The sequence below is a fragment of the Aquabacterium sp. genome, assembly GCF_036279655.1.
Classification (GTDB): Bacteria; Pseudomonadota; Gammaproteobacteria; order Burkholderiales; family Burkholderiaceae_C; genus Aquabacterium.
Genome location: NZ_DASUIT010000072.1, coordinates 23,942 through 37,575 on the forward strand (window position 1 = coordinate 23,942; position 13,634 = coordinate 37,575).

The window sequence follows — 13,634 nt, forward strand, 5'->3', positions numbered from 1 at the left end:
GACTCAAGGGGGGCGATGCCGTGGATCTGATCTGAATCAAGGTTCGTCTATTTACGAACCATTCTCATTCAGATTACACTGCATCCATGACTCGCACCCCCCACCGCTTGACCACGCTGGACCACTGGCCCGTTCACACCGAAGGGGTCATCAAGGCGGTTCACCACCATGACACGCATGGCGCGGCCCTGCAACGCCGACTGCTGGAACTCGGTTTCGTGCCGGGCGAGCGCATCCAGGTGCTGCGTCGTGGCCTGGCCGGTCGAGGCCCGCTGGCGGTTCGCGTGGGCGGCAGCACCTTCGCCATGCGCTGGTTGGAGTCTTCCCTGATCGAAGTCGTTCACGCCTGAGCCCCAGTCAGCCGCGCCCCCATGAGCGACCCCACCCTCATTGCCCTGGTGGGCAACCCCAACTGCGGCAAGACCGCCCTGTTCAACCGCCTGACCGGCGCGCGCCAGAAGGTGGGCAACTACGCCGGGGTGACGGTCGAGCGCAAGGAGGGGCAGTTCACCAGCCCCGCCGGACGGGTCTGGCGCCTGCTGGACCTGCCCGGGGCCTACAGCCTGCTGGCCACCACCCCCGACGAAGCCGTCACCCGGGATGTGCTGCTGGGCGCCCGCGAGGGCGAAGGCCGGCCACGCGCCCTGGTCTGCGTGGCCGATGCCTCCAACCTCCGATTGCACCTGCGCATGGTGCTGGAGCTGCAGACCCTGGGCTTGCCCATGATGCTGGTGCTCAACCTGATGGATCAGGCCGAAGAGCGGGGCCTGCGCATCGATGTGGCGCGCCTGCAGCACGAGCTGGGCATCCCCGTGGTCAGTTCGGTGGCCGTGCGCGCTGGCGGCACCGATGCCTTGCTGGCCGCGCTCGATCGCAGCGACTGGCCCGCCCTGCCGGACCCGCAGGGCACCCTCAGCCTGGCCCCCATCGAAGCCCTGTCGGTCGAGCAGACCCATCAGCGCGTGCTGAGCTTGCTGAACCAGTGCGTGCACAACCGCGACGCCACGCCGGCCCACCGTCTGACGCAGCAGATCGACCGCTTCACCCTGCATCCGCTCATGGGGCCCCTCATCCTGGCGGCCCTGATGTTCCTGGTCTTCCAGGCCGTGTTCAGCTGGGCCAGCGCGCCCATGGACTGGATCGATGCCAGCATGGGGGCCCTGGGCGAATGGCTCACGGGGCACATGGGGCCGGGCATGCTGCGCAGCCTGCTGGTCGAAGGCGTCATCGGTGGCGCAGGTGGCGTGCTGGTCTTCCTGCCGCAGATCCTGATCCTGTTCGCCTTCATCCTGGCGCTGGAAGACTCGGGTTACCTGCCCCGCGCGGCCTTCCTGCTGGACCGCGCGATGGGCGGCATCGGCCTGTCCGGCCGGGCCTTCATCCCCCTGCTGTCCAGCTTTGCCTGCGCCATCCCCGGCATCATGGCCACGCGCACCATCGCCGAACCACGCGATCGCCTGGTGACCATCCTGATCGCCCCCCTGATGACCTGCTCGGCGCGCCTGCCGGTCTACGCCCTGCTGATCTCGGCCTTCGTGCCCGAGCGCACGGTGGGCGGCCTCTTCAATCTGCAAGGCCTGGTGCTCTTCGGCCTGTACATGGCGGGCATCGTGTCGGCCATGCTGGTGGCCCTGATCCTCAAGCGAGTGATGCGGCAATCGGGGCCTCAGCCTTTGCTGATGGCCCTGCCCGATTACCACTGGCCGCACCTGCGCAACCTGGCGCTGGGCCTGTGGGAGCGCGCGCGCATCTTCGTGCAACGTGTGGGCACCATCATCCTGAGCCTGATGATCATCCTGTGGTTCCTGTCGAACTACCCGGCTGCCCCCGTGGGCGCCACCGAACCGGCCATCCACTACAGCCTGGCCGGACAACTGGGGCGCGCGCTCGAAGTCGTCTTTGCGCCCATCGGCTTCAACTGGCAGATCTGCATCGCCCTGGTGCCTGGCATGGCGGCACGCGAAGTGGCCGTCAGCGCCCTGGGCACGGTCTACGCCATGGCCCAGACCGGGGACGAGCTCTCCAGCGCCCTGACCTCGCTGGTGGCCCACGCCTGGCCGGCCGCCACAGCCTGGTCCCTGATGACCTGGTATGTGTTCGCACCGCAGTGTCTGTCCACCCTGATCGTGGTGCGCCGCGAGACCAATGGCTGGCGCGTGCCCCTGGCCATGACGGCCTACTTGTTCGCCCTGGCCTACGGGGCCTCCTGGCTGGTCTACCGCCTGGCCCTGCACTGGGCCTGATCGGAGCTGACCCATGACGACGCTCAATACCCTGCCCTGGCAAGACATCGGCGCCGCCCTGCTGGGTGTGCTGGCCCTGGGCCACCTGCTGCGCCGCTGGTGGCCGGGCCGCACACGGGCCGCGGCCTCATCCTGCCATGACACGGCGGCCAACCCGTCAGCGGGCGGCCAGGCCTGTGGCAGTTGCTCGGGCTGTCCCTCGCGGCGGCCCTGAGACCGGCCCCGGGACGCCCCCCTGAGAACCGGGGGGCGTCCCCCTTTTTCGGGGATGCTGAGTGACCGTGGACGGCCCTACACTGAAGACACAACAGCAGTCGTCGAAAAACAGGTCTTCATCCATGCGTCCCTTGTTTGCCATTGCGCCTCTGGCCGCCTTCCTGGCCCTGATGGGCCCCTCCACCCAACCTTCGCCCGAGTCCTCCTGGACCGACACGGCCATGACCTGGGTGATGGAGCAGGCACACGCCCTGATGGATTGACCCCCGCCGCGCTTGACGTACACTGCGGACTTGCTCCGGGGTGTGCCCCACACGCAGGTCGTGTGCTGGCGCTGAGATGGAAGATCCGAACCCGCTGAACTTGATCCGGCTCATACCGGCGAAAGAAGAGCTGTCCCTGCCGGGACCCATGCGCCTTGGGCGCCCTGGGACTTGGCCCGCCCGTCCACCGGGCGGCGCACCGACCTGATCGGCGCAGGCACCCCTCGGAGCACAGTGAACCCCACTTGTAGCTGCCAAGGAGCCGCCGATGAACGCCCCCGACCCCGCCGTTGCCCTGCACACGCTGAGCGAACTCACGCGCCTGACCCGCGAGCCCCTGCCTGCCTCCCGCAAGGTCTATGTCGAAGGCGAACACGCCGGCGTGCGCGTGCCCATGCGCGAGGTCACGCTGAGCAATGGCGAGAGCGTCACGCTGTACGACTGCTCGGGCCCCTACACCGACCCCAACGTCACCATCGACGTGACCCAGGGCCTGCCACCGGTGCGCGAAGCCGCCATCCTGGCGCGCGGCGACACCGAAACCTACCCGGGCCGCACCCTGCGGGCCGTGGACGATGGCCTCCTGCCCGACGAGCGCCATGACGAGCGCATGGCCGCCCTGCGCGCCGCCGCCAGCGGCCTGCAGCGCACCCCCCGTCGCGCCCGTGCCGGCCAGAACGTCACGCAGATGCACTATGCCCGCAAGGGCATCATCACGCCCGAGATGGAGTTCGTGGCCCTGCGCGAGAACCAGCGCCGCAAGGACCTGGCCGATGGCGCTCCCGACTGGCGTGCCGCCTACAGCCAGGATGCCGAGCGCGAAACCCGCTTGCGCGGCAACCCTATGGGCGCCCAGATCCCGCGCTACATCACCCCCGAGTTCGTACGCCAGGAAGTGGCCCGCGGCCGCGCCATCATCCCGGCCAACATCAACCACACCGAGCTGGAGCCGATGGCCATCGGCCGCAACTTCCTGGTCAAGATCAACGCCAACATCGGCAACTCGGCCGTGACGTCCTCGATCGAAGAAGAGGTTGAAAAGCTGGTGTGGGCGATCCGCTGGGGGGCCGACAACGTGATGGACCTGTCCACCGGCAAGCACATCCACACCACACGCGACTGGATCGTGCGCAACAGCCCCGTGCCCATTGGCACCGTGCCCATCTATCAGGCGCTCGAAAAAGTCGGCGGCGTGGCCGAAGACCTGACGTGGGAGATCTACCGCGACACCCTGATCGAGCAGGCCGAACAAGGCGTGGACTACTTCACCATCCACGCTGGCGTGCGTCTGCCCTTCATCCACCTGACGGCCAAGCGCCGCACGGGCATCGTCTCGCGGGGCGGCTCCATCCTGGCCAAATGGTGCATCGCGCATCACCAGGAGAACTTCCTCTACACGCGCTTTGAAGAGATCTGCGAGATCATGAAGGCCTATGACGTGAGCTTCTCGCTGGGCGATGGCCTGCGTCCGGGCTCGCTGTCCGACGCCAACGACGAGGCCCAGTTCGCCGAACTTCAGACCCTGGGTGAGCTCACCCAGATCGCCTGGAAGCACGATGTGCAGACCATGATCGAAGGCCCCGGTCACGTGCCCATGCACCTGATCCAGGCCAATATGGACGAGCAGCTCAAACACTGTCATGAGGCGCCCTTCTACACCCTGGGCCCCCTGACCATCGACATCGCACCGGGCTATGACCACATCGCCAGCGCCATCGGCGCGGCCATGATCGGCTGGATGGGCACCGCCATGCTGTGCTACGTGACCCCCAAGGAGCACCTGGGCCTGCCCAACCGCGACGACGTCAAGCAGGGCCTGATCGCCTACAAGATCGCGGCCCATGCAGCCGATGTGGCCAAGGGCCACCCGGGTGCCCGCGCGCGTGACGACGCCTTGTCACAGGCGCGCTTCGACTTCCGCTGGCAGGACCAGTTCAACCTCGGCCTGGACCCCGAGACGGCGCGCGACTTCCATGACGAAACCCTGCCCAAGGACGCCGCCAAGGTGGCGCACTTCTGCTCGATGTGCGGCCCCAAGTTCTGCTCCATGAAGATCACGCAGGAAGTGCGCGAATTTGCCCGACAACAAGGCGTCAGTGAGGACGAAGCCGTACAACAAGGCATGGCCGACATGTCGGCTCAATTCAAGGGGGTGGGAGGGCAGCTCTATATCCCCATCCATCAGGACGACACCCGCACATGAGCTCCTTGAACATCGGCATCGCCGGTGCCGGCCTGATGGGCCGGCTGGCCGCCTGGACCTTGTCGCGACAAGGACACCGGGTCAGCGTGTTCGACCCCGCCCCCGGCCCCTTGCCCGCCCACGACGGTCATGGCGCGGCCGGCTTCTCCGCCGCCGGCATGCTCAGCCCGCTGGCCGAACGCGAGAGTGCCGACGCCAGCCTCTCGGCGTTGGGATGGCAGTCGATGGCCCGCTGGGCCGACATCACCCATGACCTGTCGCAGCGCCATGCGCGTGCACCGCATTTTGCGCAGCGTGGCAGCCTGCTGGTGGCCCACCGCCCGGACCTCGGCGCTGCCCAACGTGTGCTGGCCCGCCTGAGCCACGAGGACGACACGGCCGAAACACGCCCACAGGCCCTCGACGCCGAACAGTTGCGCGCACTGGAAGGCAGCCTGCACAGCAGCGCCGGCACGCTGCACGCCTGGCTGCTGCCGGGCGAAGGGCACATCGACACGGTGCGCACCATGCAGTGTCTGTATGACGATGCCCTCGATGTGCAATGGCACTGGGCCCAGCCGGTGCTGCGTGTCGACCCGGGCCAGCTGGAGGTCGCCGGCTATGGGGCCAGCGTGTCCGCCCAGTTCGATCTGGTGCTGGACCTGCGCGGGGTCGGCGCCAAGCCCGACTGCCCGGTGCGCGGCGTGCGTGGCGAGCTCATCTGGCTGCATGCCCCCGGCCTGGGCCTGCAGCGCCCCGTGCGCTTGCTGCACCCCCGCCATCGCGTCTACATCGTGCCACGCCCAGGCGATGTCGTGCTGGTGGGCGCCAGCGAAATCGAAAGCGAGGACCGCTCCCCCATGTCTCTGCGCAGTGCGGTCGAACTCATGGCCGCCGCCCACAGCGTGCTGCCCGCTCTGGCCGAGGCCCGCATCCTCAAGATGGATGTGAACCTGCGCCCCGCCCTGCCCGACCATCAGCCACAGATCCACCACGACGCCGGACTCATCCGCATCAACGGCCTGTACCGCCACGGCTGGCTGCTGGGCCCCGCCCTGCTGGACCAGGCACTCACCCAGGCCGGCCTGTCACCGATCCCCCCCTCCACCATCCATGCCTGAGACCATCACCATCCAGACTGACCAGGGCCCGCTGGTCCTGCCTGTCGGCAGCACCGTGGACCAAGCCCTCGCACGCCTGCAGGATCCAGACGCCACGCCTCTGGGCGCGGTGGCCACCGCCGTCAATGGCAGCTTTGTGTCCAGGCACGCTCGTTCATGGCACGTGCTGCGTGACGGCGACACCCTGTTGTGCTTCACGGCCATCACCGGAGGCTGATCCCCCATGAGCACGGCACAGCACACCCCACCGAACACCCCGTCGAGCCCCTGGCACATCGGTGATGTGCGCCTGCACAGCCGCTTCCTGCTGGGCACCGCGCAATACCCCTCGCCCCACACGCTTCAGGAGGCCATCGAGGCAGCTGGCAGCGAGGTCCTCACCCTGGGCCTCAAGCGCACCCTGGCCGTGCCCGCCGGTGGCGACAACGGCTTTATCGACATCATCCGCCGCACCGCCCGCGAACGGGGCGCGCACCTGCTGCCCAACACCGCCGGCTGCCGCAGTGCCCGCGAGGCCATCCCCCTGGCCCACATGGCGCGCGAACTGCTGGGCACCCACTGGATCAAGCTGGAGGTGATCGGCGACGAGCAGACCCTGCAGCCCGACCCCATCGAACTGATCGAGGCTGCACGGCAACTGGTGGCCGATGGCTTCGAGGTCCTGCCCTACTGCACCGACGACCTGGTGAGCTGCCTGCGCCTGGTCGACGCGGGCTGCCGGGTGCTCATGCCCTGGGCCGCGCCCATCGGCTCCGGGCTGGGCCTGCTCAACCCCTGGGCGCTGCGTACCCTGCGCGCCCGGCTGCCCGACATCACCCTGATCGTCGATGCCGGCCTGGGCGCGCCCTCGCACGCAACCCAGGCCATGGAGCTGGGCATGGATGCCGTGCTGCTGAACTCGGCCGTCTCGCAATCGGGCGATCCCGTGCGCATGGCGCGGGCCTTCCGCCACGCCATCGAAGGCGGGCGCCTGGGTTTCGAAGCGGGCCTCATGCCCACCAGCGATGTGGCCATCGCCACCACCCCCGTGGGCGGCCAGCCCTTCGTGCTCTCATGACGGTGCCCCGCCCCCTCATCTGGAGCATTGCTGGACTGGACACCGCCGGTGGCGCGGGACTGAGCGCCGATCAACGGGCCGCCGATGCCCTGGGCGTGCACCTGTGTCCGGTGGTCGCCTCCCTGACGGCCCAGCATTCCCTGGGCGTGCAGGCCATGCAGGCCACCGAGCCCGCCTGGCTGGAAGCACAACTGCGCGCGCTGGCCGACGACCTGCCCCCCCGCGTCATCAAGACCGGCTTGCTGGGCAGCGCAGCGGCCATCCGCACCGTGGCGCGCTGGGTGGACCGCCTGCGCGCAGCCCACCCCGAACGCGCGCTGGCCCTGGTGATCGACCCGGTGCTCGGCGCGTCGGCCGGGGGCCGCCCGCTGAGCGACGATGCCGTGCTGGCGGCCTACCGGCAGGAACTGCTGCCACGAGCCACCCTGATCACCCCCAACCGGGCCGAAGCCCGCCGACTGCTGGGCCAGGACGCGAGCCACGACGGCCCGGACCAGGAGATCCCCGAACTCGCGGCCGCGCTGCGACAACTGGGGGCCCACAGTGTGGTGATCACCGGCGGCGACGCCGGCAACCGGGTGGCCAGCACCCACTGCCTGGACTGGATCGACACCCCGCAGGCCCAGGGCTGGCTGTGCGGCCCCCGCGTGCCCACCCGCCACCACCATGGCAGCGGCTGCACCTTCGCCACGGGCGCAGCGGCAGCGCTGGCCCTGGGCCATGGGCCGGCCGATGCCCTGGTGCTGGCCCACATGCTCACGCACCATGCCCTGCAACAAGGGTATGCCGCCGGGCGCGGCGCTGGCCCCGTGCAGGCCCAGGCCGGTTTCCTGGCCGGTGTGCGCCAGGGGGGTGCGCCCCTGCCCTGCCTGGGCCTGGGGCGCGATCTGCCCTGGCAGCTCACCCATGGCCAGCCCGAGGGCAACGCAGCGGCACCGTGGGCCCCGCTGTTTCGCCCCTTCTCCCCGCCCGCCAACGGCCTGTACGGCATCGTCGACAGTGGCGAGCGCATCGAACAGGTCCTGGCCGCCGGACTGCGCTGTGTCCAGTTGCGTCACAAGATCCGCGTGTCCGCCCCGGACTCACTGGAGCAGCACCTCAAGCGCAGCCTGGAAGCCGCCGCGCAGACCGGCGCACACCTGTTCATCAACGACCACTGGCGCGAGGCACTGGAGATCCGTGCGCCGGCCCAGGCGCACCCGGCCTACGCCCTGGGACTGCACCTCGGGCAGGAAGACCTGCTCGCCCTGAGCCTGCATGACCGCGCCACCCTGCTGGCGGCACGCGAGCGGATCATGCTGGGCCTGAGTTCGCACAGCCTGTGGGAGCTGGCCCGGGCCGCGGGATGCGGCGCCAGTGCCATCGCCTGCGGGCCCGTGCAGGCCACCACGACCAAGGACATGCCCTGGCGGCCTCAGGGTGAGGACAACCTGCGCTGGTGGATCACCCACAGCCCGGCCCCGGTGCTGGCCATCGGTGGGCTGCTGAACCCCGAGGATCTGAGCCGTTTTGCGGCCCACCAGCCCGCCGCCTTGTGTGTGGTGCGCGCCCTGGATGCGCCACCCGACGCCCTGCCCCGAACGGTTCAGCACCTGAGCGAGGCCGTCCATGCCGGGCGACTCAGCCTGGTCGCCCCCCGGATCGGGCTGCCGCACCCGGTGCTGTGAACTGACGCACGGCCTCCAGGAAAAACGGGGTGTCCGATTCGGATAGCTTTGGCTACACTCGGGTTCATAACCACCACAGCGCAGGCGCCGCGGACAGATCAAACCATGGAAGGGCCCCCCTCTCGCCAAGCGCCCTGGCGCCTTCAGTTCCGTTTGCTGGCCCCCTCCCTGGTGATGGTGGTCCTGGTGGCCATGCTGGCCGTCAACGTGGTGAATGTGCTGGGGGCCGTGCGGGCCTACGTGTCGGGTGAAAGCCTGTGGTCCAAGTCCCGCAGCGAGGCCGTGCAGCACCTGCTCCAGTACGCTGAAAGCCGTGAGCCTGACAAGCTCCAGGCCTTCCACCAGGCCCTGCAGTTGCCAGAGGGCGACCGCCTGGCACGCGAGGGCATGAGCCGCCCCCACCTCGACAGGGCGAGCGTGCGCGCCCACCTCATCACCGGCGGCAACCACCCCGACGATGTCGACAACATGATCGTGCTGTTCCGCCGCTTCGGGGACCAGTGGGTCTTTCGGGATGCCCTGGCCGACTGGGTGCGTGGCGACCAGCTGATCGCTCAGCTCAAGTCGCAGGCCGCACAGTTGCAGCAGGACATCCAGGGGGGGGCTCCCGAGGAGCGCATCGATGCCCGCATCGACGCCATCCTGCAGATCAATGCCGCCCTGACCACCACCGAGCGGCATTTCAGTGCCAGCCTGGGACAGGCCGCCCGGGTGACCGAGCAACTGCTGATCGCCAGCGTCGTCGTCGTGGCGCTGACCGTGTCGATCCTCAGCATCGCCTGGACGCGTCGCACCTTCACCCGGCAGGCCGAGCATCAGGCCATGCTGGGCACCATCAACCGACGCTGGGAGCTGGCCTCGGCATCGGCCGGTCTGGGCGTGTACGAACTCGATGCCGCCACCGCCGAGGTGCACCTGGACGCCAAGGCTGCGGCCCTGCATGGCCTAGGGGATGCCCCGGTCGTGATCCCCAGAGCCCAGCTCAATGAGATGGTCCTGCAGGACGATCTGGAAGTGGCGCGGGACGCGGTCGACCGGGCCCTGCAAAGCGGTGAGGTCTTCAAGATGAGCTACCGGCTCCGGCGCACGGACCAGGTGGTGCGCTGGCTGGAGGCCACCGGTCGCCTGGTCATGAACCCCCGGCTCCAGCAAGTGCGGGTGGTGGGCGTCGTGCGTGATGTGACCGAGGAGCGCGCCCAGGTCGAAATGGCCATGAAGCGCGATGCCGCCGAGCGCGTCGCACGGGCCCAGCGCGAGTTCCTCTCTCGCCTGAGCCACGAGTTGCGCACCCCGCTCAACGCCATCCTGGGCTTTGCCCAGCTGATGCTGATCGACACCTCGCGCGCGCTGCCCCCCACACAGACGCGTCAGACCCAACTGATCCTGACCGCCGGTCGGCAGTTGCTGTCCCTGATCGAGGACGTGCTGGACCTGAGCAAGGTGGAGTCAGGCGACATCCCCATGTCCATTCAGGCGGTGGATGTGTGCCAGTCCCTGCGCGCCTGCCTGCCCCTGATCGACACGGTCCGGGAAAAGCTGAACATCACGCTCGAGGACCACCTGCCCACTGACGCCCTGATGGCGCAGGCCGATCCCCAGCGACTGCAGCAGGTCTTGATGAACCTGCTGACCAACGCCTGCAAGTACAACCGCCCGGGCGGACGGGTCACCCTCGATGGCCGCCTGGAGGGCCCGCACGTGGTCATCGACATCACCGACACGGGCCTGGGCCTGAGCCCCGATGAGCTGGGCCAGTTGTTCCAGCCCTTCAAGCGCATCGCGCCTCAGCCCGAGATCGAGGGCACCGGCCTGGGCCTGTACATCGTGCGGCAACTGGTCGAGCGCATGGGGGGACAGGTGAGTGTCCACAGTCGCAAGGGCGAGGGCTCCTGCTTCACAGTGCGCCTGCCAGCCGACCTCAACCCGCCTCAGTGACCGACGGTGCCCAGCTCGCCCTGCTCCAGCCACTGCCTGAGGGTGCTCACCATGTCGCGGTCGTTGTGCAGCCAGGCGCTGTGGCGGTAGCCGCTGTAGAGCGCCTCTTCCTGACTGAGTTCGGCCACCGCCTCATAGAGGAAGCGCAAGACCATCTGGCCGGCCTGCGGCTCTTCGATGGCCACCGTCAGGCGGATGGGTGTGGACTCGCCGTGGGGACGGGGCGTGAACTGCAGACGCTCACCGGGAATGATGTGCACTTCATCATGCAAAACGTGGGGCCCGAAATGCAGGACACGGCTCACCAGCTCCGGGCCGGTCTGCATGACCTCGCAGGACTCGGGGCCATTGGGAAAGCGCTGAGGGAAGCGCACGCGGATCATCAGACCTCGCCACAGCTGCTCCCGCGTGAAGGCCGGAACAGCCATCTGCACGGCCGCCCGGGGTGAATTGATCTCGATCAGGTGTTCAAAACGCATGGCGTCAGCTTACTGCACACCGGCCCCCGCAGCAGGCGCCGCCCCTTGACGTACAAGACCATTTGCGTCAACGGATGGATCTGCAGGTCATGCCTTGCAGCCCCTCAGTGAGACTACACTGGGGCCTGCTTGAACAGTCAATGCCCGCCACCCGATGGTGCAGCCCCAGACCATGTCCCAGTGCTCGACCTCTCCCTCGTCCGACACCCAGCCCATCCAGATCGTGCCCCGCAAGGCCGTGCTCAACAGCCATGGCTGCGGAGGTGACTGCACCGACCATGACGACAGCACCGCCCGCTGGCCCCGTGCCCGGGTGCTGGCACTGTTCAACCTGCCTTTCAACGACCTGCTCTGGCAAGCCCAGCAGGTGCACCGCCAGCACTGGGATGCCAACGAGATCGAGCATGCCACCCTGCTGTCCGTCAAGACCGGCGGCTGCCCCGAGGACTGCGGTTACTGCCCGCAATCGAGCGTGCATGACACCGGCGTCGAGGCCAGCAAGCTGATGTCCCCCGAGGAAGTGCGCGAGGCCGTGATCGCCGCGCGTGACGCCGGCGCCAGCCGCTTCTGCATGGGCGCCGCCTGGCGTGCCCCCAAGGACCGCGACATCGAGAAGGTGGCCGAGCTGATCGGCGTGATCAAGCACGAAGGTCTGGAGGCCTGCTGCACCCTGGGCATGCTCACCGACAGCCAGGCGCAATCCCTCAAGCAAGCCGGCCTGGACTACTACAACCACAATCTGGACACGGCCCCCGAGCTGTACGGCGACATCATCACCACGCGGGATCTGCAGGACCGCCTGGACACCCTGAGCCATGTGCGCAGCGCCAACATCAAGGTCTGCAGCGGCGGCATTGTCGGCATGGGTGAGACCCGTGAAGGCCGTGCCGGCCTGATCGCCCAACTGGCCAACCTGGCCACCTACCCCGAATCGGTGCCCATCAACGACCTGGTGCGTGTGCCTGGCACCCCCCTGGCCGACACCCCGCCGCTGGACCCGCTGGAGTTCGTGCGCACGATCGCCGTAGCGCGCATCACCATGCCTCTGGCGCGCGTGCGCCTGTCGGCCGGCCGCCAGCAGATGAGCGAAGCCGTGCAGGCCCTGTGCTTCCTGGCAGGCGCCAACTCCATCTTCTACGGCGACAAGCTGCTGACCACCGGCAACCCGGAGGTCGAACGTGACCGCCAGTTGATGGACAAGCTGGGCCTGCGCAGCGGCAAGGCCGTGACCGCTCGGCTGGACGCCAGCAACTGACCCCCTGAAACCCCGGAGCTTCCCCAGATCAAGCGGGTGATCGGAACGCCATAATCCGGTGAGCCTCCGCGTCCGGGGGTGGAGCACATCGATGCCGGTCACGAAAAGAACACTGTTCAGCCTGCGCGCCACTGTGGGCTATGCCGTGTTCGCTGGCGCCTGGATCCTCCTGTCCGACCGCGTGCTGGAGCTGTTCAGCGATCCGCACACCCTGGCGCGTTTCTCCACGCTCAAGGGCCTGGTCTTCATCGTCGTGACCGCCATCATGCTGTGGGTCACCCTGCAGAATGTGCCCGCCGAGGCGGACATCGTGCTCTCGGATGAGGCGCCTGCCCCCTGGACGGTCACCGGCCTGATGTGGGGTGTGCTCACCCCCTTGCTGGCCGCCGCCATCCAGTGGACCTTCTGGGAGCACCTGGACCCCTATGCCTGGCTGCTGATGTACCCCGCCGTGTTCGCCGCTGCCTGGCTGGGTGGCTGGTACGCGGGCGTCGTGTCCACGGTGCTGTCGGCAGGGCTGAGCTGGTACCTGTTCGTGCCACCCCGGATGTCCTGGCACCTGGACAAGCCCTCCTGGAGCGTGACCATCGGCGTGTTCGTGGCCATGGGCCTGCTCATGAGCATGATGATCGATTGGCTCCGCCGACTGGAGCACCGCGCCAGCAACCGCAAGTTCGAAGCCCTGGTCGAGCAGACCCTGGCGGGCATCTACATCGTCCAGGGTGACCGTTTCCGATACGTGAACCCGGCCTTTGCCCGCATGCTGGGCTACGACAATCCGGACGACATCATCCACCGCCTGCCCATCCAGGCCCTCGTCTCGCCGGCCGATCGACAGCGCGTCGAGCAGCACCTTCAGGCCCGCTTTGACGACCCGCAACTGGAGATGCGCTACAGCTTCACCGGCCTGCGCAAGGATGGCTCACCGATCGATCTGGAAGTGCATGGGCGGGGGCTGGCCACGGCCTCCGGGCATGCCGTGATCGGCCTGGCGCTGGATGTCAGCGAGCGCCGCCGCACGGAGGCCACCTTGCGTGAAAAACAGACCCTGCTCGACCGCATGAGCGAGCTGGCCAAGGTCGGTGGCTGGAGCCTGGATGTGGCCACCCGGTCCGGCAGCCGCACCGATGGCGCCGCACGCATCCTCGATCTCGACCCCACCCTGCCAGAATCGCTGCGCTTCCAGGACGGGCTGCGCTACTTCCGAGGCGAACAC

The 13,634-nt window shown here is 68.3% G+C and carries 13 protein-coding genes and 1 riboswitch; of the genes, 12 read left to right on the forward strand and 1 reads right to left on the reverse strand.

Going from position 1 to position 13,634, the window contains the following annotated elements; genetic code table 11:
* Window positions 1–86: 86 nt before the first annotated feature.
* From VFW84_RS08780 to VFW84_RS08825, 10 genes are all read left to right on the forward strand, one after another.
* Window positions 87–350: a FeoA family protein gene (locus VFW84_RS08780; RefSeq protein ID WP_329680076.1), complete on the forward strand. Its 264-nt coding sequence runs from the start codon at window positions 87–89 to the stop codon at window positions 348–350.
* A 21-nt stretch (window positions 351–371) separates the two neighbouring features.
* Complete coding sequence (gene feoB, locus VFW84_RS08785) at window positions 372–2,243, forward strand: ferrous iron transporter B (protein ID WP_329680077.1); 1,872 nt, start codon at window positions 372–374, stop codon at window positions 2,241–2,243.
* Window positions 2,244–2,256: 13 nt separating this feature from the next.
* Entirely contained in the window at window positions 2,257–2,457 is a 201-nt protein-coding gene (locus VFW84_RS08790) for a hypothetical protein (RefSeq protein WP_329680078.1), read from the forward strand.
* Window positions 2,458–2,581: 124 nt separating this feature from the next.
* Entirely contained in the window at window positions 2,582–2,722 is a 141-nt protein-coding gene (locus VFW84_RS08795) for a hypothetical protein (RefSeq protein ID WP_329680079.1), read from the forward strand.
* Between the two features lie 26 nt (window positions 2,723–2,748).
* A riboswitch (TPP riboswitch) is annotated at window positions 2,749–2,866 on the forward strand.
* A 124-nt stretch (window positions 2,867–2,990) separates the two neighbouring features.
* Window positions 2,991–4,925, forward strand: coding sequence for a phosphomethylpyrimidine synthase ThiC (gene thiC / locus VFW84_RS08800; RefSeq protein ID WP_329680080.1), 1,935 nt, complete (start codon window positions 2,991–2,993; stop codon window positions 4,923–4,925).
* Window positions 4,922–6,025 carry an FAD-dependent oxidoreductase gene (locus VFW84_RS08805; RefSeq protein ID WP_329680081.1) on the forward strand — a complete coding sequence of 368 codons (1,104 nt, stop codon included), beginning with the start codon at window positions 4,922–4,924 and terminating at the stop codon, window positions 6,023–6,025. The genes thiC and VFW84_RS08805 overlap by 4 nt, the downstream gene beginning before the upstream one ends.
* Window positions 6,018–6,242, forward strand: coding sequence for a MoaD/ThiS family protein (gene thiS / locus VFW84_RS08810; protein WP_329680082.1), 225 nt, complete (start codon window positions 6,018–6,020; stop codon window positions 6,240–6,242). The genes VFW84_RS08805 and thiS overlap by 8 nt, the downstream gene beginning before the upstream one ends.
* Before the next feature lie 6 nt (window positions 6,243–6,248).
* The gene (locus VFW84_RS08815) at window positions 6,249–7,082 is read left to right on the forward strand and encodes a thiazole synthase (RefSeq protein WP_329680083.1); all 834 of its coding nucleotides are present in this window, start codon (window positions 6,249–6,251) and stop codon (window positions 7,080–7,082) included.
* Window positions 7,079–8,749, forward strand: coding sequence for a PfkB family carbohydrate kinase (locus VFW84_RS08820; protein ID WP_329680084.1), 1,671 nt, complete (start codon window positions 7,079–7,081; stop codon window positions 8,747–8,749). Before VFW84_RS08815 ends, VFW84_RS08820 begins: the two co-directional genes overlap by 4 nt.
* 105 nt (window positions 8,750–8,854) lie before the next feature.
* On the forward strand, window positions 8,855–10,684 hold the full coding sequence (locus VFW84_RS08825; RefSeq protein ID WP_329680085.1) for a sensor histidine kinase: 1,830 nt from the start codon (window positions 8,855–8,857) through the stop codon (window positions 10,682–10,684).
* Here the strand turns inward: VFW84_RS08825 and VFW84_RS08830 are convergent.
* Window positions 10,678–11,163: an AtaL-like protein gene (locus VFW84_RS08830; protein WP_329680086.1), complete on the reverse strand. Its 486-nt coding sequence runs from the start codon at window positions 11,161–11,163 to the stop codon at window positions 10,678–10,680. The genes VFW84_RS08825 and VFW84_RS08830 overlap by 7 nt on opposite strands.
* Window positions 11,164–11,335: 172 nt before the next feature.
* Between VFW84_RS08830 and bioB the strand changes: the two genes are divergently transcribed.
* On the forward strand, window positions 11,336–12,418 hold the full coding sequence (gene bioB, locus VFW84_RS08835) for a biotin synthase BioB (protein WP_329680087.1): 1,083 nt from the start codon (window positions 11,336–11,338) through the stop codon (window positions 12,416–12,418).
* Window positions 12,419–12,509: 91 nt separating this feature from the next.
* Window positions 12,510–13,634 (forward strand): DUF4118 domain-containing protein (locus VFW84_RS08840; protein WP_329680088.1); only part of this gene is annotated, 1,125 nt, incomplete at its 3' end.